A 24,118-nucleotide genomic window follows, 5' to 3' on the forward strand; every position below is an offset into this window, starting at 1 on the left:
GCCCGATGTCCCGGATCCGCCGCCTGCCCGAAACCCTGGTCAACCGCATCGCCGCCGGTGAGGTGGTGGAGCGGCCGGCGGCGGCGGTGAAGGAACTGGTCGAGAATGCGATCGATGCCGGTGCCCGGCAGGTCGATGTGGTGCTGGGGGCGGGCGGGCGCAGCCTGATCGCCGTCACCGATGACGGTATCGGCATGGACGCCGATGATCTGGAACTCGCCATCGAGCGCCATGCGACCTCGAAGCTCGCCGATGACGATCTGGTCGAGATCGACACGCTGGGTTTCCGGGGCGAGGCCCTGCCCTCGATCGGCGCGGTGGCGCGGCTGCGCATCACCAGCCGTCGGCGCGGGGCGGATACGGCGCTTGAAATTGCGGTCGAGGGCGGCATAAGGGCGCCGGTGAAGCCGGCATCGGGCCCCCCAGGCACCCGGGTCGAGGTCCGCGACCTGTTCTACGCCACGCCGGCCCGGCTCAAATTCCTGAAGGCGGAACGCACCGAGACCCAGGCGGTGGCCGATGCGCTTCGCCGCCTGGCCATGGCCTATCCCGAGATCGGCTTTTCGCTGGCCGATGGCGAGCGCCGGATCTTCGCCTTCCGGCCCGAGACGGGAAGCGGTGCCGAGGCGCGCCTCGCCCGGCTCGGCCGGATCATGGGGCGGGATTTTGCCGCCAATGCGCTGGAGATCGAGGCCGAGCGCGACCTGCTGCGCCTGGAGGGCCATGCCGGCCTGCCGACGCTGAACCGCGGCACGGCGCAGCACCAGTATCTGTTCGTCAACGGCCGGCCGGTGCGCGACCGGCTGATGCAGGGGGTGGTGCGGGCCGCCTATCAGGATTTCCTGGCCCGCGACCGGCATCCGATGGTCGCCCTGTTCCTGACCGTGCCGGCCCGGCTGGTGGATGTGAATGTCCATCCCGCCAAGGCCGAGGTGCGGTTCCGCGACCCGCAGCTCGTCCGCGGCCTGATCATCGGGGCGCTGCGCCACGCCCTGGCCGAGGCCGGCCACCGCGCGGCGACGGCCCTGGGTGGGGTGGGGCCCCTGGGTGGGGTGGGGCCGCTCGGTACCGTCAATCAGGCGGTTCTGCCGGCCACGGCACCCCGGCCGGTGCCGGGTGCTGCCGGGGCGGGGCAGGATTCGCTCTGGTCGGCGGCGCGGGCCGCGGCGGCCGGCGTTCTGCCGGACCGTCCCGACCCGCAGGCCGCCGCACGGGCGACGGCATTCTGGGCGCCCCCGGTCAACGAGGCAGTGCTGCCGCATGAGCTTGCCGATCGGGGTGTCGCCGCGCCCGCACCACCCGCTGCCCGCGGGGCGGCCCCTGCAGATCACGTCGCCGACGAGGCGACCCGCGCCCATCCCCTGGGGGCGGCTCTGGCGCAGCTGCACGACACCTATATCCTGGCCGAAACCCGCGACGGCCTGGTCGTGGTCGACCAGCATGCCGCCCATGAACGCCTGGTGTACGAGCGGATGAAGCGGCATATGGCCGAGGCCGGCGTGCCCTCGCAGGGGCTGCTGCTACCCGAAGTGGTGGAGCTGGACGAGGCGGTGGCCGACGGCCTGCTCCGGCGGGCGGCCGAGCTGGGGCGGCTGGGGCTGGAGATCGAGGCCTTCGGGCCCGGGGCGGTGCTGGTTCGTGGCGTGCCGGCCCTGCTGGGCCGGGTGGATGCGCAGGGGCTGGTCCGCGACCTCGGCGACGAGATCGCCGAATATGACGAGGCCCTGGCGCTGGCGGACCGGCTGGAAGCGGTCTGTGCCACCATGGCCTGCCATGGCAGCGTGCGTGCCGGCCGCCGGCTGACGGTCCCTGAGATGAACGCCCTGCTGCGCGAGATGGAGATCACGCCACATTCCGGCCAGTGCAATCATGGCCGGCCGACCTGGGTATCGCTGGACCGCGCCGCGATCGAACGGCTGTTCGGGCGCCGATGAAGAAGAGACGTATTCCCGCTCGAAACTGGCTTGTGCTGATCGCCCTGCTTCCGGGCCTGGGGGGATGTGCAATCCCCGCGGTTGCCGATCCGCGTGCAGTTGGGGGGCTCCAGTTTCTGGACGATCGGGTTTTGCGGGCAGACGACGGACCGCTGCGCATCCCTGCGGGGGGGCTGTCCGAGGTGGCTGCAGTAGATGCGATGTCCCCCGAAGGCCGCGAGCGTTTCGTGTTTATCGTCGATGATCGTAAGGAGAAGTATGGGCCAGCGCGAGCGCTGGAAGCCGAACTGATCTTCGATCTGGCTCGACATCGCTTTTCTGTGGGCGATCGGCGCTGGCGATTTCTGGCGACCGCCACGGCTCCCGATGTGGCACGGCCCGCCATCATCGATGGTGAAGCTCTTCGTGTTGACCGGCGTTCCGGCCTGTTTATCTGGGCGTCGGAAGGCGATACCTGGCGAAAATCCATGCCGGGTATCTTCGAGAGCACGCCCGACGGCGTGCTCCGTCGTGCATTTCCCCTTCCTGCCGTCTTCGTGCCCGATCGTCCGGGCGCCCCTGGCGCGGGTGTTCGCCCCAACAGGGGTTTTGAGGCCCTGGACGTGGATGTTGATGGCCGGCGGATCATTTTCATGAATGAGGACAGCCTCGCTCAAGACGGTGCGGCCGGCGCACCGGGTGAGGGGCCACCCGTCAGGGTCACCGTGATGAACCGCGAGACCGGCGACGTGCTCGGTCAGCACGTCTACCGTCTGGATTTCTTTCCGGACCCTCCTCGGGACGACCTGCGGGGGGGGACCGGGGCCACAGGCGCCGTTTCGATGCTGTGGCTCGAGGACGGCAGCTATCTCGTCCTTGAGCGTGCCTTCAGGCGGGACGCGGGTGTTCGCATCCGGCTTTATCATGTCGATCCTGCGGAAGCCGATGATGTCAGGGACCTGTGGTCGCTCGCCGGGTGGCATGGCCGGGCTGCCCGGAAGACCTTGCTTGGCGACCTCCTGGCGGCCGGCCTGCGGGCCGACAACTGGGAGGGCATGGCCTTCGGGCCCGACCTGCCGGATGGCCGGAAGACCCTGGTCCTGGTCACGGACGACAATTTCAATCAGCTGTTTCAGTCGACCATCATTGCCTGGATCGCCCTGCCGTCCTTCGACGAGATCAGGGCGCGCCGGCCGGCGCAATGAGATCGTTCACTTACCTGTGGTTGATAGATTGGATGAAGTAAACGCCGTCTTAGATTGCAACCATGGCGTTTTGTAATGGCAAACATCTTGACCGATGCGCGTGCGCTGCTAGATCTTTTGTCCATAGGTTGCATGTCTTCGCGCTGGCTCTACCCATCATGATCCACCGGCCCCATCCGGCCGGGTGAGGGGGGAATGCAGGTTGCAGGATGCGGAAAAATCCGCGGCTGCGATCCTGTGCCGGTGTGCGGGCAGCGCCGCCGTTCACCGAACCGGGACATGGACCATGACACTCAGGGCCGTTGCCGTCTCCGCCCCCGACTGGGTGGCGGGTGCGAAGGATGATCGTGCGCTGAACAGCCGCGACGCGGCGAGCCTCTACAATGCCTGCCGGGTCGCCGCGGCCGAAGCCGCGGCCGGCTGTGGCGCCTGGGGCGCCTCCAACTGGGCGGCGGCCGATCCTCGCGCGGCCCGTGCCGCCGCCAGGGCCTCGACCCTGCTGATGTATTCCATGGACGACATGCCCGCCTTCCGGGCATTGATCGAGCGGCAGCGCCCGAACCTGCTGCTGATCGGGGCCATGTCGCTCTGTCTGCCGGGCGCCGTGGCCTGCGCGCGGGAGGCCCGGGAGATTCTGGGGGATCGGGTGGCGGTCGTCCTCGGCGGGCGCCATGCCAGCGAGACGGTCTGGCTGCCCGACCGCAGCGACCGGCGGGCGGCCACGCTCAGGCGGCATGCCGGTGCACCGCTGGAGCTGATCCATGCCGGCCGGCTGCCGGCGGTGTTCGATGCCGTGGCGATGGGCGATGGCGAATATCTGATCGCCGCTCTGGGGCGGGCGGTGGAGGCGGCGGTCCGCCGGGGCCTCCATCCGGCGGCGCTGTTCCACGAGATCGATCCGGCCACCCCGGGTGACTGGATCCTCGGCCTGGATGATCGCGGCCGCCCCGGCTATCTGGTCTCGCGGGGGGTGGCGATGAACCAGATGGCCCTGCCCAGCCCCGCCCGGACCTTTGGGGTCTCGGCCAGTTTCGGCGTGTTCGGCGGGCGCATGACCGCACATGTCTTCAGCGATATCGGCCGCGGCTGCGTCTATGACTGCAATTTCTGTTCGGAGCGGGTGTCGGCCACCGGCGGGGTGCGCGACCTTGCCAACAGCGCCGACCGGCTGCACGGGCAGCTCGCCGCCGCCTGCCGGACGATTGCCGAGGACTGGCCGGGCCGCCGGGCCAGCGCGTTCTGCGAGGATTCGGTGCTGCTGGGCGGTGCCACCCGGCTGATCGACCGGTTCTGCGACCTGATGGACCGCCAGCCGCTCGACATCCGCTTCGGCGGGCAGCTGACCATCGACCAGATCCTGACCCGGCCCGCCGAGGTGGCGCGCCTGGCCCGTGCCGGCCTATCCTATGTGTTCATCGGGGTCGAGACCCTGTCGCCAGAGGAGATCGGGGGCATGAGCAAGGATGTCGGCCGCAAGCGGGCCTCGTGGACCGATCGCATGCACCGCGCCTTCGACGTGCTGGGAGAGGCCGGCATCGATTGCGGCTGTGCCGTGCTGTTCGGCCTGGGCGAGCGCCATGAAAGCCGCCTGGCCCTGCTCGACACGCTCGACCGTTTCCGTCTGAGCCATGGTGCGCCCGACCCGATCAGCCTGAACTGGGCGGTCCAGCATCCGCTGTGTGGCGAGGATGGCGGGGCCGGTTACGACTATGTCGACTGGGGGACGCCGGAAGGCCCCTATCTGGACCTGTTCCACAATTTCGGCGAGGCGTCGCTGCGCTATCCGCTGCCGCAGGTGGGGGCGCCGCGTCTGGCAGAGGTAGCAGAGGTCGTCGCCGCCGCCGATGCCGTGCGCGGCCGGCCCCTCGGCGGCAGGCTGGCCTCGTGAGCGGGCAGCGACCGACCCGCCCGGCGACGACGCTGGCGCAGGGCGCGCGCTTTCCGCTGGGACCCGTGGAAACGCCGGTGCCGCCGGTGACCGAGGCGACCACGGTGCTGTTCCGCGACCTGGATGCCATGGCGCCGGTCGACCGGGAGAGCCTGGCGCGGCAGGGGCATGATCCCTTCGCCGGCTTCTATTACGGCGCGGTCGGCACGCCCTCGTCAGGGGCGCTGGCGCGGATGGTGGCGGCGGCCAATGGTCTGGCCCATGCGGTGATCGCGCCGGCCGGGCTTTCGGCCTTCATCGCGGCGCTCTGGGCGTCGGTGAAACCGGGGGAGCGGGTGGCGGTCACGGATGCCGTCACCTATTCGCTGCGCTGGCATCTGGACCGGCGGGCGGCTGCGGCGGGTATCGGTATCGACTACTTCCCGCCGGGGATCGGCGCCGGTATCCGCGACGTGCTCGGCCCCGACACCCGGCTGGTCTGCGTCGAAACGCCGGGGGCCTTCACCTTCGAGGTCGAGGATCTGGCCGCCGTCGCCGAAGCCACCCATGCGGCCGGCGCCCGCCTGCTGGTCGACGACACCTGGAGCGCCGGTCTGCATTACCGGCCGGCCGATCACGGGGCCGATCTGGTGCTGCAGTCCCTGGCCAAGCTGCATGCCGGGGTGGCCGGCGTGTCGCTGGGCGCGATCTCGACCGGGGACCGGGCGCTCTACGAGGATGTGCTGGAAGAGACCGCCCTGCAGGGCATGGCCGTCTCGGCCGATGCCACCCAGAAGGCGGCGGTGGCCATGCAGACGCTGGCCGTGCGCCTGGCCGCCCAGGACCGTACCACCCGCCGTCTGCTGGCGGCGGTGGCGGCATTGAAGGTGCCCGGTCTCCGCCTGCTGCATCCGGCCATGCCCGACCATCCCGGCCATGATGTCTGGGCGCGCGACTTCACCGGTGCCGGCACGCTGTTCTCGCTGGTGGTCGACGGGGGCGGGCCGGCCGACGCCGCGGCCATCGGCCGGGGGCTGACCCTGTTCCGGCCGGGTTACGGCTGGGGTGGCGCGGTCTCGCTGGTCTCGCCCTTCACCGCCGGCGAGGGGCGGACGGTATCGCGGCCACCGGCCCGGGGCGCCGGCCTCCGGCTCTATGCGGGGCTGGAGGATGCCGAAGACCTGGTCGAGGATCTTTGCGGTGCGATCTGCCGGGCGGGCCGGGCCGGCGCCTGACCGGCCCCGCTTCCGGCGGCCTCACCCCTTCCGGTGGCGTCAACCCTTCCGGCGGCGGCGGATGGCGCGCACGGCCAGGGTCAGCAGCAGGACCAGCGGGATCAGGGCAGGCAGCATGCCGATGATCCAGACCAGCACCTCCAGCGCATCGCGAAGCGTGAAGACCAGCGTGAAGAGCAGCTCTTCGCCCAGATTGCCGAAGGGGGCGAGAAGGCCCGGCTCCGTCACCGGCGCCCGCAGCTGGGCGCGATAGATGTCGCGGTCGATCCGGCTTTCCAGGCGGCCGAACTCCCCCTGGGCGCGCTCGAGCCTGGTCTGGGTGTCGGCCAGTTCGCGGCTGATGGTGATCAGGTCTTCCAGCCGGGCGTCGCTGCGCTGATAGAGCGCCTGCAGCCGGTCGCGATGGGTGGTCAGCAGGGCGATGCGCTGCTTCACGTCGACCATCTGATCCGACAGGTCTTCGGCGCTGGTCTGGCGGTCGATCTCGCCGTTTTCGGCGATGCTCGAGAGATAGTCGTCCAGCCGGGTGACGCCCGGCTTGGGCAGGCGGGCCTCGAAATAGCCGGATCTGCTGCCGTCGACACGCACCGTCAGCACGCTGCAGCCGGCCATCTCGCGGCAGAGCTTTTCCAGCGCGGCGACGCGGCTGTCCGGGGCCTCGGTCACCAGGTTGCGGTCATGGGTATAGGCCAGAAAGCCGGCGGCGTCCGGCTGAAGACCCTCCGCCATGGGAGGGCCCGCCATCTGGCCAACCGCCATCGGCTCCGGCGCGGCGCCTGCCGACTGGATCTCGGTCGACATCGGTGCCGTGGCGACCATGCGGCCCATGCCGGTCCGGGTGCTGTCATCGCTGCCGGTGCTGCTGCCGTCTTCGTTACAGGCAGCAAGGGGCAGGGCAAGCAGAAGGGCGACGGCAAGGGCACGGATCATCGGCAGCATCCGGGAAGAGGGGGCGGGGGGTACCGGCCAGGGCCGGCCCGTCCACTCTTCATGATGCGGCACCGTCAGGCGAGGGACTTTTCTGGGGCGGTCAGTCAGCGGTACCGAGGTCGCCGGCATCCTGATCTTCGTTCTCGTCCCCGACCTCGTGCCCCAGGATCAGGAGGTCGGCCTTGCCATAGCGGCGCCGGTCGAGAAGACGAAGGGCCTCGGGCAGCACGATGTCGGTGCCGCGGGCCAGTTCCACGGTGACGAGCGCCGGGCTGGCGAGCCGGCCTGAACGGACGAGCCCGGCGAGGATGGCCTCGGCCACTGCGGGGGCGTCGTAGGGCGGGTCGAGCAGGACCAGATCGAAGGGCCGGTCGCTGCGCAGCGCCGCCGCCACGGTCTCGGGGCGGCCGAGATCGGCTGCGGCGAAGCGGCAGTTGCGCTCCTCGCCGAGCTTCGCGGCATTGGCCCGGGCGATGGCGACGGAGGCGCGGTCGCGGTCGATGAACACGGCCGAGGCGGCACCGCGCGACAGGGCTTCCAGCCCCAGCGCGCCGATGCCGCAGCAGAGATCGGCGACGTGGCGGTCACGGACCGCCGCCTCGCCATCCCCTCTCAGGTCGCGATGGCCGAGGATGTCGAACAGGGCTTCGCGGGCACGCTCGGAGGTCGGGCGGATGACCGCCCGACCTTCGGGAGCCTGAAGCGTGCGGCCGCGATGGCGGCCGCCGACGATCCGCGGCATGGCCGATCAGTCCTCGCCGCCGCTCTCGCCCTCGGGACGACGCCCGCGGGGCGCGCCGAAGGGCCGGTCGCCGCCGAAGCTGCGACCGCCACGATCGCCGCCACGGTCGTCACGATTGCCGCCGAAGCGACGCTCGCCACCGCCGAAGCCGCCGCGGTCACCGCCGCGGCCGCCACGATCGTCGCGATTGCCGCCGAAGCGCCGCTCGCCGCCACCGAAGCCGCCGCGATCGCCGCCACGGCCTTCACCGCCACGGAAACCGCCGCGATCACCGCCGCGGTCGTCGCGATTGCCGCCGAAACGGCGCTCGCCACCACCGAAGCCACCGCGATCGCCACCACGGCCTTCACCGCCACGGAAGCCGCCGCGATCACCACCCCGGTCGTCGCGATTGCCGCCGAAGCCGCCGCGATCGCCGCCACGGCCTTCACCGCCGCGGAAACCACCGCGATCACCACCCCGGTCGTCGCGGTTGCCGCCGAAGCGCCGCTCGCCACCACCGAAGCCGCCGCGGTCGCCACCACGGCCTTCACCGCCGCGGAAACCGCCGCGATCACCACCGCGGTCGTCGCGATTGCCGCCGAAGCGCCGCTCGCCGCCACCGAAGCCGCCGCGATCGCCACCACGGCCTTCACCGCCGCGGAAGCCGCCGCGATCGCCACCACGGTCGTCGCGATTGCCGCCGAAGCGCCGCTCGCCGCCACCGAAGCCGCCGCGGTCGCCACCACGGCCTTCACCGCCGCGGAAACCGCCGCGATCACCACCGCGGTCGTCGCGATTGCCGCCGAAACGCCGCTCGCCGCCACCGAAGCCACCGCGGTCGTCGCGATTGCCGCCGAAGCGCCGCTCGCCGCCGCCGAAGCCACCACGATCTCCGCCGCGGTCGTCACGGCCACGGAAGCCGCCGCGATCACCGCCACGGTCGTCGCGATTGCCGCCGAAGCCACCACGATCGCCGCCGCGGTCGTCACGACCACGGAAGCCGCCCCGATCACCACCCCGGTCGTCGCGATTGCCGCCGAAACGGCGCTCGCCGCCGCCGAAGCCGCCGCGATCGCCGCCGCGGCCTTCACCGCCGCGGAAACCGCCGCGATCACCACCCCGGTCGTCGCGGTTGCCGCCGAAGCGCCGCTCGCCGCCGCCGAAGCCGCCGCGATCGTCACGGCCACGGAAGCCGCCACGATCACCGCCACGGTCGTCGCGATTGCCGCCGAAACGGCGCTCGCCGCCGCCGAAGCGCCGCTCGCCGCCGCCGAAGCCGCCGCGATCGCCACCGCGGTCGTCACGGCCACGGAAGCCGCCACGATCACCGCCACGGTCGTCGCGGTCGCCGAATTCGCGCCGGCCGCCGCCGAAGCCGCGGCGGTCGCCACGGCCGGCCTCGCGGGCGCGCTGCTCGGCGATGGCGGCATCGACCTCTTCGTCCTGCTCGTCGTTCAGCGGGCTCCAGCCTTCGCGGCGATCGTCACGGCGGTCGTCGCGACGATCGTCACGCCGGTCGCCGGCGACATGCAGGCCGCGGGTCGGGCGATCGGTGTTGTGGAACTCGCGCTGACGGCGCTTGTCCTGGATGGCGCGCGACGACGGGGCCTGGGGGGCATCGACAGGGCGCGCGAGCGTCAGCAGCTCGTCGTCGTCTTCGTCGTCCCCGTCCTCGTCGTCGCCGTCCTCGTCCTCATCGTCGAAATCGCCGTCGTCCTCGAAGTCTTCGACCTCGTCGTCGCCTTCGGTCAGCTCTTCGGCCCGGGCGATCAGGGCTTCGAGATCCTCAAGCGTCTCGACCTCGATCTCGTCGAGTTCCTCTTCGAACGCGTCGTCCTCGAACTCTTCCTCACCGTCGAAATCGTCCTCGCCCTCAAGGTCCTCGTCCTCGATGAAGCGGGCGTCCGGAATCTCATCGGCCGCGGGGCGCGTGGCCTGGGCGGCGGCAGGGGCGGCGGCGGCGGTCTCGTCCGCGGCAGGCCCGGTCTTCTCGACCTTCTTGGTCTCGTCGGTCATCTTGTCGATCATTTCTGGTGCAGGCGCGCCGGTCTTGGCGGCCTGGCGCCGGAGCGGGGCGTCACGCCCGGTCTCGGGCAGATGAAGGCCTTCGGCGAGTGAGCCCAGCTGGTCTTTCAGCATGCGGGCGGTCACCTCGCGCACCTCTCCAGGGTGCATGCGGCCGATCTGGAACGGTCCATAGGCAACACGGATCAGCCGGCTGACCGGGTGTCCGAGGCTTTCGAGGACCCGTCTGATTTCGCGATTCTTGCCTTCGGTCAACACCACCGAAAGCCACGCATTCGTGCCCTCGTGCTCGATCTCCACTTCGATCGGGCCGTAACGGACACCTTCGACGGTCATACCCTGGGCCAGCCGTCCGATCGCATCGGCGTCGGGCGTGCCGTAGACACGCACCCGATAACGGCGGCGCCAGGCGGTTTCGGGGCTCTCGAGACGACGGGCGAGTTCGCCGTCGTTGGTGAGGAGCAGGAGCCCTTCAGAGTTGTAGTCGAGGCGCCCCACGCTCACCACGCGGGGAAGATCTGCCGGCAGGCGGTCGAAGACGGTTTCCCGGCCTTCGGGATCATGGTTGGTCGTGATCAGCCCGCGCGGCTTGTGATAGAGGAACAGCCGCACCGGCTCGCGCGCCGGCAGGGGCCGGCCGTCGACGGTCACCCGGTCGGCGGGCGTCACGTCGAGCGCGGGGCTGTCGATGCGGCGGCCATTGACCGCCACCCGGCCGTCGAGGATCAGACGCTCGGCGTCGCGGCGGGAACACAGGCCCGCACGGGCGATGGCCCGGGCGACGCGCTCACGCGCGCGGTCCGGCTCGGTCGGAAGGCTGCGGGTCATCTGGTCTCCAGGGCGGCGGCGACAAGGCCGTCAAAAATCAGGCGATCGCCGGCATCGATCAGGAATTCGGGGTGCCACTGCACCCCCAGACAGAAGCGGAAGCCGGGATGTTCCAGCCCCTCGATCACCCCGTCGGGGGCCGCGGCATTGCGCACCGCGCCGGGCGCAATCCGGTCCACCGCCTGATGATGGGCGCTGTTCACGGTCATCCGGGCCGTGCCGACCAGACGCCGGAGCAGGGTATCGGGGTCGATCAGGACCTCGTGCCCCGGCTCGTTGCGCGGGTTCGGCTGCTCGTGGGCCAGCGCCTCGGGAAAGGCGTCGGGGATGTGCTGCACCAGGGTACCGCCGAGCGCGACGTTGAGCAATTGCTCGCCCCCGCAGATGCCCAGCACCGGCATATCCCGGTCCAGCGCGGCGCGAACCACGCCCAGCTCGAAAGCCGTGCGCCGGTCCTTGGTCGTGACCGTGGCATGCCGCATCCCGGCCCCGAACAGGGCCGGATCCACATCGAACGCACCGCCGGTCACCACCAGCGCGTCCAGCCGGCCGACCAGTTCGGCCGCCAGCTCCGGTTCATGGGGCAACGCCACCGGCAGGCCGCCCGCGGTGACGATCGCATCCATGTAATTCACACGGAGCGCGTACCACGGGAACCTCGAATAGCCGCCGGGCTGTTCGACGTCGAGGGTGACGCCGACGAGCGGGCGGTATGCGGAAGCGGATGTACCCATGGGCGCAATTCATGGGGCTTCCCGCGTCAGGATGCAAGGGCCGCTTGACGTGAAACCCCATGCAGGCTTCGCTTGGCTGCCATGTCGAACCACGTCCCGATGCCCGTTCCGTACCCGTCCCAGCCGCTTCGTCCCATGGAGGCGGCGCTTGAACAGGCACGCGCCGCGGCGGCACGGGGGGAGGTTCCGGTGGGCGCGGTGGTGGTCGATCCGGTCCGGCGGGTCATCCTGGCCGCGGCCGGCAACCGCACTGAAGCCGACCACGATCCCACCGCCCATGCCGAAATTCTGGCGATCCGCCAGGCCGCATCCCTGATCGGCAGCCCGCGCCTGACCGGGCTCGATCTCTGGGTGACGCTGGAGCCTTGCGCCATGTGCGCCCAGGCGATCTCCTTCGCCCGGATCCGCCGCCTATATTATGGGGCAGCCGATCCCAAGGGCGGCGGTGTGGACCACGGCGCCCGCGTCTTCGCCCATCCGACCTGCCATCACCGGCCCGACATCTTCGCCGGCATCGGTGAAACCGCGGCAGCCGACTTGCTTAAGGTTTTCTTCAAAAGCCTGAGATAGTCTCTGTCCAGCCAGAGCCTACCGCGTTGCAGCAGGAGCCTACGCCCCATGGGTCCGATTATCGGCATCATCCTCACCTTCGGACTGGTCTTCGGCGGTTTCATCATCGCCGGCGGTCATATCGAGGTGATTCTGGAGGCCCTGCCGATCGAGGGCATGATCATCGGCGGCATCGCGCTCGGTGCCTTCGTCACCGGCAACAGCGGCGAGGTGATCAAGCACACCCTGGGCGGTGTCGGCAAGGCATTCAAGGGCGCCAAGTGGAAGAAGCAGGACTACATCGACCTGATCGGCCTGATGTACATGGCCCTCTACAAGCGTCAGCGTGAAGGAACCAAGTTCAACGACTTTGAGGATCCGAAGAACAGTGCGCTGTTCAAGAAGTATCCGAAAATCCTGAACGACCATCTCGCGATCAACATGATCTGCGACACGCTCCGTAACATGAGCATGCGCCATGAAGATCCGCATCAGGTGGAGGCCTATCTCGAAAATCTGCTCGAGAAGGTCGAAGAGGAACACATGGAGCCCTCCCACGCCCTGCAGGGCATCGCCGACGGTCTGCCGGCCTATGGTATCGTCGCCGCGGTGCTGGGCGTGGTGAAGACCATGTCCTCGATCGACAAGCCGCCGGCGGTGCTGGGCGGGCTGATCGCGGCGGCGCTTGTGGGCACCTTCCTCGGCATCTTTCTGGGCTATGGCGTCATCGGCCCGCTGGCCGGGCGCATCAAGCAGATCAACGAGGCCGATGCCCGGTTCTACAAGCTGATCCGCGACGTCTTCGTCTCGACGCTGTCGAAGAATGCGCTGCAGGTGGCGATCGAGGTCGGCCGCGCCAACATTCCCTCCAGCATGCAGCCGACCTTCGCCGAGGCGGAGGCTGCGATCAACAAGGCCAAGGGAAGCTGATCGATGGCGGAGGACGGCGGCCACGCAACGATCATCAAGAAGGTCAAAAAGGGCAAGGGCGGCGGCCATCACGGCGGTGCCTGGAAGGTGGCCTATGCCGACTTCGTGACCGCGATGATGGCCTTCTTCCTGCTGCTCTGGCTGCTGAACGCGCTCGACGAAAAGAAGCTCAAGGGCATCGCCGACTATTTCACGCCGACCTGGACCGTGTTCCGCGATGCCGGGGCCTCGCATACCATGCCGATGATGGCGGGCACGCCCGACATCAATGTCGGCCAGGGCGGCGTCAGCATGCCGTCCTTCGAACGATCCGACCTGACCCCGCCGCCCTCGCCGATGGATCTGCAGCCCGATATGGCCAAGCGCCCGGCCGCCAATCCGGCCGACGAGGCGCCGCCGGAAGAACTGCCGGTGAACGACCCGGCCGAGGCCATGCGCCGGGTGCTCTCGGGAGAGCGGCTCGAGGCGCCCAAGACCATGCAGACCTTCGAACAGGCGGTGCAGGATGCCGCCCAGCGCATGGTCGAGGCCCGCGACCGGGCCAGGGAGCGGGACATCGCCGCCCGTGGCGCGGCCGAGCGCCGGTCGTTCGAGGATACCGCCGACCGGCTGCTCAAGGCGATTTCCTCCGACCCCTCCACCCGCGAACTCTCGGGCAACCTCACCCTGCGCGTGACCGATGACGGGCTGGAGATTAACATCATGGATCGGGAAGACGAGCCGGTCTTCCCCTCCGACGGCGCCGAACCCTATCCGGCGGCGCGGCGCCTGCTGGCGCTGGCGGCGACCACGGTCCGGGCCTCGCCCAACCAGATCGCCGTGCGCGCCTATCTGGGCGGCGAGCCCGGCACCCGGCCCGATGCCTGGGCATTGACCGCCGAGCGGGCGATCGCGGCCCAGAAGGTGCTGACCGATGCCGGTGTGCCGGTGGCGCGCGTCGAAGAGGTGTCGGGACGTGGTCAGTCGACCATGCTGGTGCCCGATCAGCGGGCAGACCCGCGCAACAACCGGATCACCGTGGTGCTGCGGCGGGCCGTCCCGGTTTCTTCGTAGTCGTCCTGTTCTTCTTCGTCGTCTTGCGTCGGGGATCGGTTCAGCCGACCGCTCGCCAGCCGATATCGCGGCGGCAGAACCCGCCCGGCCAGTCGATCGCATCGACCGCGGCATAGGCGCGGCTTTGTGCCTCCGCCGGGCCGTCGCCCAGGGCCGTGACCGCGAGCACGCGCCCGCCATTGGAAAGCAGGCGGCCCGCATCGTCGGTCTTCGTGCCGGCGTGGAACACGATCACGTCCGGGGCAGCCGCACGGGCGGCGTCGAGGCCGCGGATCTCCTCGCCCCTGGCATAGTCGCCGGGATAGCCTTTTGCGGCCAGCACAACGGTCAGGGCGGTGCGCGGATCAAGCTCGATCATCGACGGGTCGAGCCGGCCGTCGCGCGCGGCCAGCAGGATCTGGGCAAGATCGCCCCAGAGCCGGGGCAGCAGAACCTGGGTTTCGGGGTCGCCGAAGCGGACATTGTATTCGACCAGCTTCGGCCCGTCCTTGGTCAGCATCAGCCCGGCATAGAGCACGCCGACGAAGGGCGTGCCCTCGGCCGCCATGGCGTCGACGGTGCGCTGAACGATCTCGGTCATCGCGCGGCCGGTGATCTCGGGCGTCATGCAGGGGGCCGGGGAATAGGCGCCCATGCCGCCGGTATTGGGGCCGGTATCGCCGTCGCCCACCCGCTTGTGGTCCTGGGCGGTGCCGAGCAGGATGGCGGTGGTGCCGTCCGAGAGCGCGAACAGGCTCGCCTCCTCGCCCTCCATGAATTCCTCGATCACCAGCGAGGCGCCGGCGCTGCCGAAGCGGCCGCCCAGCATCTCGTCCACGGCCTCCAGCGCCTCGGCCTCGGTCATCGCCACCACCACGCCCTTGCCGGCCGCCAGACCGTCGGCCTTGACCACGATCGGCGCGCCCTGTGCGCGGATATAGGCCTTGGCCGCCCCGGCATCGGTGAAGCGGGCATAGGCGGCGGTGGGGATGCCGTAGCGGGCGCAGATGTCCTTGGTGAAGCCCTTGGAGCCTTCCAGGCGCGCGGCGGCCGCCGAGGGGCCGAAGGCCGGCACGCCGGCCGCTTCCAGCACATCGGCCAGGCCCGCGACCAGCGGTGCCTCGGGGCCGATCACCACCAGGCCGATGCCTTCCGCCTTGGCGAAGGCCGCGATGCCGTCCATGTCGGCGGGGTCGAGGTCCAGAAGCTCGGCATGCTCGGCAATACCGGCATTACCGGGGGCGGCACACAGATAAGACACGGAGGCACTGGCTTCGAGCGCACGCGCCAGTGCATGCTCCCGACCGCCCGATCCGATCAGCAGAACCTTCATCGCACGCTCCCGTCGGCCTGATTCAGTGGAGTCCGCTGTCCCGGCGCGGTCATACCGCCGGCGGTGCGCAACCGCCCCGGGTTGCCCGTCTTCGGGCACCATGCTTCTATCATGGCACCCGTCCGGGAGAAACCCCACCCGCGACCGCGCCTGTCATGCCCCGTCCCGCAGTCCGATCCGGAGCCGATGCCTTGAGCCGCCTGCCCTTCGACACCGACCGCCCCTCCCGCCAGCGTGATTCGGGCGCAGAGACGGCCACGGGCGGCCACAACCTGCCGGTCTATACCGTGAGCGAGATTTCGGGCGAGTTGAAGCGCACGGTCGAAAGCCGCTTCGCCGCCGTCCGGGTCAGGGGCGAGATCAGCGGTTTCAAGCGGGCCGCGTCCGGCCACTGCTATCTGGCCCTGAAGGACGAGGACGCGCTGATCGACGCGGTGGTCTGGCGGGGGGCCGCCATGCGGCTGGGCTTCAAGCCCGAGGACGGGCTGGAGGTGGTGGCGACCGGCCGGCTGACCACCTATCCGGGCCGGTCCAAATACCAGCTGGTGGTGGAGCAGATGGAGCCGGCCGGCGCCGGGGCGCTGATGGCGCTGATCGAAGAGCGCCGCCGCAGGCTTGCCGCCGAAGGCCTGTTCGATGTCGCGCGCAAACAGCCGCTGCCCTTCCTGCCCGAGGTGATCGGCGTCATCACCTCGCCGACCGGTGCCGTGATCCGCGACATTCTCCACCGCCTGGCCGATCGCTTCCCGCGTCGGGTGATCCTCTGGCCGGTGATGGTCCAGGGGCCGGGGGCGGCCGAGCAGGTGGCCGCGGCCATCCGCGGTTTCGATGCCCTCTGCCCGGGCGACCGGGTGCCGCGCCCCGATCTGCTGATCGTCGCGCGCGGTGGCGGCAGCATCGAGGATCTGATGGCCTTCAACGAGGAGAGCGTGGTCCGTGCCGCGGCCGATTGCACGATCCCGCTGATTTCGGCGGTGGGGCACGAGACCGACACCACGCTGATCGATTTCGTGGCCGATCTGCGCGCGCCCACGCCGACCGCCGCCGCCGAGAAGGCGGTGCCGGTGCTGGGTGAACTGCTGCTGGAACTGGGCGATCTGGGCGCGCGTCTGCCCGCTGCCGCCTTCCGGCTGATCGAGCGCGGCAGCGAACGCACCGCCGGCCTTGCCCGTGGCCTGCCGCGGCCGCAGAGCCTGATCGATGCCGCCACCCAGCGCCTGGATGATCGGGCCGAGCGGCTGGATGCCGGCATCGACCGGGTTCTGGAGCGCCGCGCGGCCCGCGTGCGCGAGCTGTCGGCCCGGCTGAAGAGCCCGGGCGAGCGTTTTGCCGAGGCGGCCGGCCGGCTGGACCTGACCGGGCAGCGGCTGGAGGCCGTGATGGGCCGGGTTCAGGACCGCGCCCGGGCCCGGCTGGACCGGGTAGCGGCGGGGCTTTCGCCCGGGGCGGCGATCCGGGCCGGACGGCTCGGCCGCGAGCGGCTGGACGGGCTGGGCGCCCGCCTGGATACCGGCGCCCGGCTGAAGCTGCAGCGCCTGGCAGAGCGGCTGGAGGCGCAGGGCGCGCTGCTGGAAAGCTATTCCTACCGCCGGGCGCTCGCGCGCGGTTTCGCGCTGGTCGAGACGGTGGACGCGGCCGGCGGCACCGGTCAGCCGGTCACCCGGGCGGCGGCGGTCAGCCCCGGTCAGGCCCTGGCCCTGGTGTTTGCCGACGGGCGGGTGGATGTGCAGGCATCGGGAGAGGGTGGCGCGCCGCCGCCCCAGGCGGGCCCCGCAGCCCCGCGCCGGCGCGGCCGCAGCCGCGGCCCGGCGGCCCAGCCCGACCTCTTCTGAATGCGCACCCGCAGCCCGCAAGCCTTTGGGCAGGATCGTCGACGGAAAGGGTTCTCCCCCATGCCCCTGAACACCCTTTTTCTGCGCGGCACCGTGTGCACGCTGCCGGTGCTGCTGATGCTCGCCGCCGCCGCGCCGGCCCAGACCCGCGCGTCGGATCCCGGCCAGACCAATGCGGCCCAGCCGCCGGCGATGCCGTCACCGATCCAGGATCCGCCCACGGCCGAGGCACCGGCGATCCGCATCGAAGGGCCGGCAAGCCAGGGTAGTCTCAATCTCGGGCGGGTGCCCAAGGGCTGGCAGGTGACGGTCGACGGCGTGCCGGCCCGGGTCGACGATGCCGGCCGCTTCGTCTTCGGCATCGGGCGGGATGCCGCCACGGCCGATCTGGTCGCCCGCGCGCCCCATGGCGCCACGCTGGAGCGGCGGGTGACGGTGGCCGCGCGGGACTGGGCGATCGAGCGGATCGACGGCCTGCCGCCGCCCAAGGTGACGCCGGATCCCGAGCTTCAGGACCGGCTGCGTCACGAGCGTGAGCTGATCCTGAATGCCCGTGCCGCATCGGATGACGGCATCATCGGCTTCGAGATCGCGACCAAGGGCTTCCGCCTGCCGGTCGAGGGGCGGATTTCGGGCGTCTTCGGCAGCCAGAGGGTGTTGAACGGCACGCCGCGCAGCCCCCATCGCGGGCTCGACCTGGCGGCGCCGGAAGGCACGCCGGTGCTGGCGCCCGCCGGCGGCAGGGTGGTGCTGGTGATGCCGGATCTCTGGTACACCGGCGGCACGATCATGATCGATCACGGCCAGGGCGTGACCTCGATCTTCGCGCATCTGTCCGAGACGCTGATCGCGCCCGGCCAGCTGGTCAAGGCGGGCGATGCCATCGGCCGTGTCGGGATGACCGGCCGGGCCACGGGCCCGCATCTGCATTGGGGCGTGTTCTGGAAAGAGGTTGCGGTCGATCCGGCGCCGCTGGTGCCGGCCCTGCAGGGCCGGATCGATCCGATGAAGCCGCGGCCAGAGCCCAGACCCGAGCCCAGGCCCGAGCCCAAGGCCCAGCCGTCTGCGGCGGCAAGGCCGCAGACGGATTGAGCCGACGGCCCGCTAGCCCTGCGGGTGATGTTCCGTGGTGCGCGGTGCGCCGCGGCTGCGGATCATCGAGACCGCGATGCCGCCGACGATCAGGCCGAAGGTGACGATCAGCGACAGCTCCGCCGGCGGCTTGCCGATGAACTGGGTCCAGAAGATCTTGGCGCCGATGAACACCAGGATGATCGACAGCGCGTATTTGAGGTCGTGGAAGCGGTGGATCATGGCGGCGAGCGCGAAATAGAGCGCGCGCAGGCCCAGGATCGCGAAGATGTTGCTGGTGTAGACGATGAACGGATCGGTGGTGACGGCGAAGATCGCCGGCACGCTGTCCACCGCGAAGACGACATCCGCCGTCTCGATCAGCAGCAGGGCCACCAGCAGCGGCGTCGCATGACGCCGGAGCCGGCCCTTGTCGTCGGGCAGCCGCACGGTGAAGTCGTGGCCGTGCAGCCGGGGCGTCACCGGCATCGCCTTTTTCAGCAGCCGCATGAAGATGCCCTGGGTGAAGTCCGGCGGGTCGCCGCCATCCTTGAGCATCTTGATGCCGCCCCAGATCAGGAAGGCGCCGAAGAAGAGCAGGATCCAGTGGAATTCATGCACCAGCGCCGCGCCGATGCCGATCATGAAGGCCCTGAGCACGATCGCGCCCAGGATGCCCCAGAACAGCACCCGGTGCTGCAGATGCCGGGGGATGGCGAGTGCTGCAAAGATGGTCGCGATGACGAAGACATTGTCCATCGCGAGCGTCTTTTCGAGCAGGAAGCCCGTGGCGTATTCCATGGCGGCCGTGCCGCCCGACGACCACCAGACGAAGCCGCCGAAGCCCAGACCGGCGGCGATGTAGAAGGCGGAGAGCACCAGGCTCTGGCGCACGCCGATCTCTCGGTCGCGCTTGTTGAGGACGCCCAGGTCGAAGGCCAGCAGACCTGCGACCAGGGCGACGAACAGGCCCCACTGCCATAGCGGATGTCCCGCCATGCTGAGGCTTGCCGCGGAGATGATCTCCGCCGGCAGGATTGATGATGTTTCGGGGAACACGCGATCACCCCTCGATCGCGGTTGCGCTGCGTCCTAGCGCGAAATGGGTGAGGGATCCGACATCACGACCGACGCCTCGATCGCCAGAGGGGCCCGGATCCGGCAATTCCGCTTATGTGGCGCAGCCGGTGACGGCCGTCAAGGCGGCGGGCCCCGCCATGCTGCATGCGGCGATGCAGGGCGGGCTCGACGCCCGGCGCAGGATCATGCAATCATGAGATGATCTGAACCGTCGGAGAACGGCCCCCATGATGCAGAACGTCGCCATGGATGATGGCGTGGAGATCGCCGTCGAGCAGTCGGGCAACCCCGAGGGCCCGGCCCTGGTGCTGGTCCACGCATTGGCAGTCGACCATACGGTCTGGGATCTGGTGGCCGCACCGATGCGCGCCACCCGGCGGATCGTCGCCATCGACATCGCCGGTCATGGCATGAGCGGCGTGCGCGCATCCACCGCCGAAAAACCCCAGACCCTCGACCGGCTGGCCGATGATGTCGAGCAGGTGGTCGCGGCGCTGGGCATCACCCGGGCCGATTTCGCCGGGGTGTCGATCGGCGGCATGATCGGGCAGGTGCTGGGTGTGCGCAACCCGGCCTGGCTGCGCAGCCTGACCCTGGTCTGCACCGTGTCCGATGTGCCGGGCGAGGCACAGGCGATGTGGGACGCCCGCATCGCGGCCGTGCGCGACCAGGGCATGGACGGCCAGGTCGATGCGACGCTGGAACGCTGGTTCACCCCGGCCTTCCGCGATCTCGCCCCCTCGGCGCTGGATCAGGTGGCCGCCATCATCCGCACCACCCCGCCCGAGGGTTTCATCGCGGCCGCCCATGCCATCAAGGGGCTGGCGATGGGGGCGAAACTGCCGGCGGTGAAGGTGCCGACGCTGGTCGCCTCGGGCGCCCAGGATGTCGGATCGCCACCCGAAGCCGGCCGCGCCATCGCCGCCGCCATCCCCGGCGCCCGCTTCGAACTCCTCGACCCCTGCGGCCATATGGGCCCGATCGAGGCGGCGGAACCGCTGTGGAAGCTGATGGACGCCCATCTGACCGGGCTCGCCTGATGGTCTGAGATCCGCTGCGGGGGCGGCAAGGCTCCGGGAACCGGCACCGGGCGGGGCGGCATACCGGCGTCAACCGGTGCTTCGGTTGCGTGAAAGCGGCACGACATTGCTCGCAGGTCGCTTTTTGTTGTGAGGGCATCGGTCGCCGCAGATGTGGATGACATCCTCTTTGCGGCTGCCGCTCGTGTCCGTCGCCGTCTCCGTCAGATAGCGGGCCGGGGTCGTGCCGAGCATCCGTCGGAACATGGCGATGAACGCGCTTGGGCTCTCATAGCCGAGGTCGATGGCGATCGTCGTCACCGAGTCGCCATCCGCCAGCCTCTGGAGGGCCAGACCGACATGCAGCTGCTGCCGCCACCGGCCGAATGACATGCCGGTCTCACGCTGAAACAGCCTCGTCAGCGTGCGATTGCTCGCACCGACGCGCGCACCCCATTCTTCCAGATTGAGCCTGAGTGACGGATCGCCGATCAGCGTCTCCACCAGCCGCTTCAATCTCCGGTCTGCAGGCATGGGAAGGCGTAGCGGCTCCACCGGTGCTCTTTCGAGTTCATCCATAAGGACCGATGCCAGCCGCATCTCCCGGATATCTCCCTCCGGGCCTCTGTACGGTTCATTGACGAAGCGCAGGATCAATTCGCGCAGGAGGGGCTGAACGAACAGGATCCCGCAATCCGACCGCTGACTGCGGCTCTGGTCGGGCTCGACATACAGATTGCCGATCGATACCTGACCGGTCGCGCGGGCGAAATGGGGGACGCCGCTTGGAATCCAGATGGCGCATTGCGGCGGGACGGTCCAGACACCATCGGCAGCCTCAACCGTGATGAGGCCTTCAATGACATAAAGCAACTGGTCCTTGCGGTGCTTGTGGGGCTCCGTTTCGCCGGCAAAGGCGAGTTCGATTTTCAGGCCGAGGACGGGGCGCGCAATCGTATCCGGATAGTCATGAGAGGGAGGGGCCGGCCTGCTCATAAACACACCTCAATTGGACCTCGGTGGCGTCAGTGGGTTGACCGGTGCAGTCCTCAAGGTCGCAGACAACAGCAAGGCAAGAATTCCGACCCAGAAGACGAGATAAAAGCCATCGATATAGGATAGCACGGTCGCTTCCCGGTTTATGATCAGGGCGATGTTGGAGATGCTCCCCAGGGCCGCGCGCTGGAGCATGGCAGGGTCTCCGGTTTCCACACCCGCTTTCAACATGGCCCCGTGGGTATCTGCGGAAATCCGCAGGGCCGCAGACATCAGGCCACTCGCGATGCCCGGTGCAAAAAGCCGTGCCAGGGGAGCATAAAATCCGATGGCGACTGCGTGCAGCGGGTTCATGTTGACGACGATGATCGGAATGAGCCCCATCAGCGTCAGGCATTCACCGGCGGCGAACAGGATCAGAGCCGGCAGATACTGATCCGTTCGCCACTCGTTGCTGATATGCGCCCCGCAGCAGGCCGAGGTGAAGGTGATGATACTCAGGCCGGCGATCAGAAGAAGGCGGGCATCCACACGTCTGGCAAGCCAGACTGCCGTCGGTGTCAGGACCAGATAGGTCGCAAACACCATCAGGGAGGCGGTCCCGGTCTGGAGAGGTTTCAGCTTGCCGATTGCGGCGAGGAAATTCGGAACGAGAAGAGAGGTCGGTGCCATAAGCACCGCATAGAGACAGGCGATCAGCAGTGCCGTGCGAACATTGTGATTGGCGAGCGGCGTGACATCGACGAAGGCCTCCCTGTTGAGAAGGATGTTGGCGATGGAGATGGCGAGCAGGATGGCGCCCGCCCCCAGGCAGGCTGTCACGACCCCCGAGCTAAACCATCCCAGGGTTTCACCGAGCGAGCAGCCGGCAAACAACATCGCCAGGCTCAGGCAGAACATGGCCATGCCTCCCCAATCGGTTTCCCGCAGTTTTCCGCGGTCCACAGGGGGGATCGGCAGCGCCTTCCAGGCTGTGAACGCGATCAGCGGGCCGATGATCGACGCGGTCCAGTAGACCCACCGCCAGTCGATCACATCGACATAGAGCCCGGAGATCTTCACGCCGATATCGGTTCCGAAGGAAACCCGCAGGCTGTAGGCCGCCATCGCCAGCAGCCAGAATTGCGGCGTCAGGCTCCGCAGCGCCAAAGAAATCGTCAGCGGCAGATACACGCCCAGGCACAGGCCCATGACGAGATGCAGGACAAGAAGCAGTTCGTAGCCGTGCACGAAGGGTATCGCCAACGTTGCCAGGGCGAGACACAGGCTCGGGACGATGATGACCCGCGCCGGTCCGAAGATCAGGGACAGCCATACGGTGACGGGCATCGTCAGCAGCTGGGCCGCATTCGCCGTCGTGCTCAGCCAGACGCTCTCGATGACATCAAGGCCGAACTGCCCTCTCAAATCCGCGAGCGACATGGAGAACAGGCGTCCCTGGAAGGTCGTGAGAAAGGCCCCGAGGAAAACGGCCGTGACCGTCAGAGCCGGGTTCGGGAGACGAGCCGGGAGGAAAAACCGGCCGACGGAGAGTGATCTATTGCCGGGCATCGGCATGGGCCCGATCCGCCCCCTCAGGCCGCTGACGGGAATAGGCGGCCACCCGAGCGTCCTGGGTATCGATCCGCGTCTCGACGGACATGCCGGCGCGCAGACGATCAAGACCGGCTTGTCCGGGGGCAAGCTCTATGCGCACCGGGATACGCTGCACCACTTTTGTGAAGTTGCCCGTTGCGTTGTCCGTCGGAACGATCGACGACTCGTTGCCGCTCATCGGAGAAATCTGCTCGACGCGCCCACGGAAACGGTGATCAGGAAGGGCATCGACGATGACTTCGACGGGTTGTCCGGGCTGAACGTTCCTGAGCTGGGTCTCCTTGTAGTTCGCGATGACATAGGCAGGGACGTGCGGCACGATCGTGATGATCTCCGTTCCGGATCCCACCAGGCTGCCGACCTGAATGTCACGCCGCCCGAGGACGCCATCAAAGGGGGCGACAATTCGGGTGTGGTGCAGATCCAGCTTTGCCAGGGCGAGAGAGGCGGCCGCCGCATCCCGATCCGCCACAAGCTGAGCGCGCTGTCCCGACAGCGTGTCCAGCCCCCGTTGCGCAAGGCCGAGGGCTGCCGCTTCGGTGTCGCGGGACGCCGTTGCGGACGCCAGCGCCGCTTCGGCGTCGCCGAACGATTTACGGGAGACGGCCCCCTTTTCCACAAGCCGGGACTGCCGGACATAGTCGCGCCGGGCTTCGACAAGATTGGCCTCGCGACCACGAAGCGACGCCCTCGCCTGCGCTATTACAGCACGTTGCTGCGCTTCCTCGTTGTCCAGATTGGCGAGCACCGCCCGGGCCTTCGCCAGCGCCGCTTCAGCGCTTCTTACGCCGATCGCATAGGCATCGCTCTCGATCTCGGCGATCACGTCTCCGGCTCTGACGGTCTGGTAGTCCGTGACGGGGAGCTGTCGAACATAGCCGCTCACGCGCGCGCTCAGGATGACTGGGTCTGACTTCACGAAGGCGTTTTGCGTCGACTGGATCGGACGGCTGCCTGTCCAGGCATTCCAGTTCCAGGTCACGTAAACGACCGCGGCGATGGCAAGGGCACAGGCCAGCCATGGCGCCAGTCTGAGAGGCCATGCCCGAGGCTGTAACGGCATAGCCGTGTCGGGCCCCGGCGCCGTTGATGTGGTTCCTGTCGAGCTTGACATGGGGTGATGAACTCGAATGCCGTGAAGATCTGACGAATATTCTTTCACGGCCGCCCGGCTCGTGCGCGTGAGATGCGGACAGAAGATCGTGCAAGACGGCCAACC

The 24,118-nt window shown here is 69.1% G+C and carries 19 protein-coding genes; 10 read left to right on the plus strand and 9 right to left on the minus strand.

Going from position 1 to position 24,118, the window contains the following annotated elements; translation table 11 throughout:
* The first annotated feature begins 5 nt into the window (after positions 1-5).
* The 4 genes from mutL (at position 6) to WI697_RS14070 (ending at position 6,220) form a co-directional block, all read left to right on the plus strand.
* Positions 6-1,934: a DNA mismatch repair endonuclease MutL gene (gene mutL / locus WI697_RS14055; RefSeq protein WP_345958887.1), complete on the plus strand. Its 1,929-nt coding sequence runs from the start codon at positions 6-8 to the stop codon at positions 1,932-1,934.
* Positions 1,935-1,966: 32 nt separating this feature from the next.
* Entirely contained in the window at positions 1,967-3,118 is a 1,152-nt protein-coding gene (locus tag WI697_RS14060; protein ID WP_345958888.1) for an esterase-like activity of phytase family protein, read from the plus strand.
* A 286-nt stretch (positions 3,119-3,404) separates the two neighbouring features.
* Positions 3,405-5,006 carry a B12-binding domain/radical SAM domain-containing protein gene (locus tag WI697_RS14065; RefSeq protein WP_345958889.1) on the plus strand — a complete coding sequence of 534 codons (1,602 nt, stop codon included), beginning with the start codon at positions 3,405-3,407 and terminating at the stop codon, positions 5,004-5,006.
* The gene (locus WI697_RS14070) at positions 5,003-6,220 is read left to right on the plus strand and encodes a PLP-dependent transferase (RefSeq protein ID WP_345958890.1); all 1,218 of its coding nucleotides are present in this window, start codon (positions 5,003-5,005) and stop codon (positions 6,218-6,220) included. The genes WI697_RS14065 and WI697_RS14070 overlap by 4 nt, the downstream gene beginning before the upstream one ends.
* A gap of 39 nt (positions 6,221-6,259) precedes the next feature.
* Here WI697_RS14070 and WI697_RS14075 read toward each other — a convergent pair whose 3' ends face one another.
* From WI697_RS14075 to WI697_RS14090, 4 genes are all read right to left on the minus strand, one after another.
* Entirely contained in the window at positions 6,260-7,150 is an 891-nt protein-coding gene (locus WI697_RS14075) for a DUF4349 domain-containing protein (RefSeq protein ID WP_062762999.1), read from the minus strand.
* A 100-nt stretch (positions 7,151-7,250) separates the two neighbouring features.
* Positions 7,251-7,892 carry an RsmD family RNA methyltransferase gene (locus WI697_RS14080; RefSeq protein ID WP_345958891.1) on the minus strand — a complete coding sequence of 214 codons (642 nt, stop codon included), beginning with the start codon at positions 7,890-7,892 and terminating at the stop codon, positions 7,251-7,253.
* Positions 7,893-7,898: 6 nt separating this feature from the next.
* Positions 7,899-10,727, minus strand: a complete 2,829-nt coding sequence (locus WI697_RS14085; protein ID WP_345958892.1) for a pseudouridine synthase — start codon at positions 10,725-10,727, stop codon at positions 7,899-7,901.
* Entirely contained in the window at positions 10,724-11,461 is a 738-nt protein-coding gene (locus WI697_RS14090) for a gamma-glutamyl-gamma-aminobutyrate hydrolase family protein (RefSeq protein WP_062765696.1), read from the minus strand. Before WI697_RS14090 ends, WI697_RS14085 begins: the two co-directional genes overlap by 4 nt.
* A gap of 135 nt (positions 11,462-11,596) precedes the next feature.
* On the opposite strand from WI697_RS14090, the gene WI697_RS14095 reads away from it, so the two are divergent.
* From WI697_RS14095 to WI697_RS14105, 3 genes are read left to right on the plus strand one after another with little or no spacing between them, the layout of a single operon-like run.
* Positions 11,597-12,031: a nucleoside deaminase gene (locus WI697_RS14095; protein WP_062765699.1), complete on the plus strand. Its 435-nt coding sequence runs from the start codon at positions 11,597-11,599 to the stop codon at positions 12,029-12,031.
* Between the two features lie 48 nt (positions 12,032-12,079).
* On the plus strand, positions 12,080-12,940 hold the full coding sequence (gene motA / locus WI697_RS14100) for a flagellar motor stator protein MotA (protein ID WP_345958893.1): 861 nt from the start codon (positions 12,080-12,082) through the stop codon (positions 12,938-12,940).
* Between the two features lie 3 nt (positions 12,941-12,943).
* Entirely contained in the window at positions 12,944-13,993 is a 1,050-nt protein-coding gene (locus WI697_RS14105) for a flagellar motor protein MotB (RefSeq protein ID WP_345958894.1), read from the plus strand.
* A 40-nt stretch (positions 13,994-14,033) separates the two neighbouring features.
* On the opposite strand, the gene purD is transcribed toward WI697_RS14105, so the two are convergent.
* On the minus strand, positions 14,034-15,305 hold the full coding sequence (purD, locus tag WI697_RS14110) for a phosphoribosylamine--glycine ligase (protein WP_345958895.1): 1,272 nt from the start codon (positions 15,303-15,305) through the stop codon (positions 14,034-14,036).
* 191 nt (positions 15,306-15,496) lie between these two features.
* On the opposite strand from purD, the gene xseA reads away from it, so the two are divergent.
* A complete protein-coding gene (xseA, locus tag WI697_RS14115; RefSeq protein WP_345958896.1) occupies positions 15,497-17,137 on the plus strand; it encodes an exodeoxyribonuclease VII large subunit in 1,641 nt (546 codons plus the stop codon).
* Between the two features lie 60 nt (positions 17,138-17,197).
* Complete coding sequence (locus WI697_RS14120; RefSeq protein WP_345958897.1) at positions 17,198-18,229, plus strand: M23 family metallopeptidase; 1,032 nt, start codon at positions 17,198-17,200, stop codon at positions 18,227-18,229.
* A gap of 12 nt (positions 18,230-18,241) precedes the next feature.
* On the opposite strand, the gene WI697_RS14125 is transcribed toward WI697_RS14120, so the two are convergent.
* Positions 18,242-19,207, minus strand: coding sequence for a TerC family protein (locus WI697_RS14125; protein ID WP_062762900.1), 966 nt, complete (start codon positions 19,205-19,207; stop codon positions 18,242-18,244).
* Positions 19,208-19,515: 308 nt separating this feature from the next.
* Here WI697_RS14125 and WI697_RS14130 point away from each other — a divergent pair, with 308 nt between their 5' ends.
* Positions 19,516-20,328: an alpha/beta fold hydrolase gene (locus WI697_RS14130; RefSeq protein WP_345958898.1), complete on the plus strand. Its 813-nt coding sequence runs from the start codon at positions 19,516-19,518 to the stop codon at positions 20,326-20,328.
* A gap of 69 nt (positions 20,329-20,397) precedes the next feature.
* Here WI697_RS14130 and WI697_RS14135 read toward each other — a convergent pair whose 3' ends face one another.
* The 3 genes from WI697_RS14135 to WI697_RS14145 are packed head-to-tail and all read right to left on the minus strand — an operon-like array spanning position 20,398 to position 23,881.
* Entirely contained in the window at positions 20,398-21,303 is a 906-nt protein-coding gene (locus WI697_RS14135; protein WP_345958899.1) for an AraC family transcriptional regulator, read from the minus strand.
* Between the two features lie 9 nt (positions 21,304-21,312).
* Entirely contained in the window at positions 21,313-22,860 is a 1,548-nt protein-coding gene (locus tag WI697_RS14140) for an MFS transporter (protein WP_345958900.1), read from the minus strand.
* On the minus strand, positions 22,841-23,881 hold the full coding sequence (locus WI697_RS14145; protein ID WP_345958901.1) for an HlyD family secretion protein: 1,041 nt from the start codon (positions 23,879-23,881) through the stop codon (positions 22,841-22,843). Before WI697_RS14145 ends, WI697_RS14140 begins: the two co-directional genes overlap by 20 nt.
* Positions 23,882-24,118 lie beyond the last annotated feature (237 nt).

The organism is Tistrella mobilis, from assembly GCF_039634785.1.
GTDB lineage: Bacteria > Pseudomonadota > Alphaproteobacteria > Tistrellales > Tistrellaceae > Tistrella > Tistrella mobilis.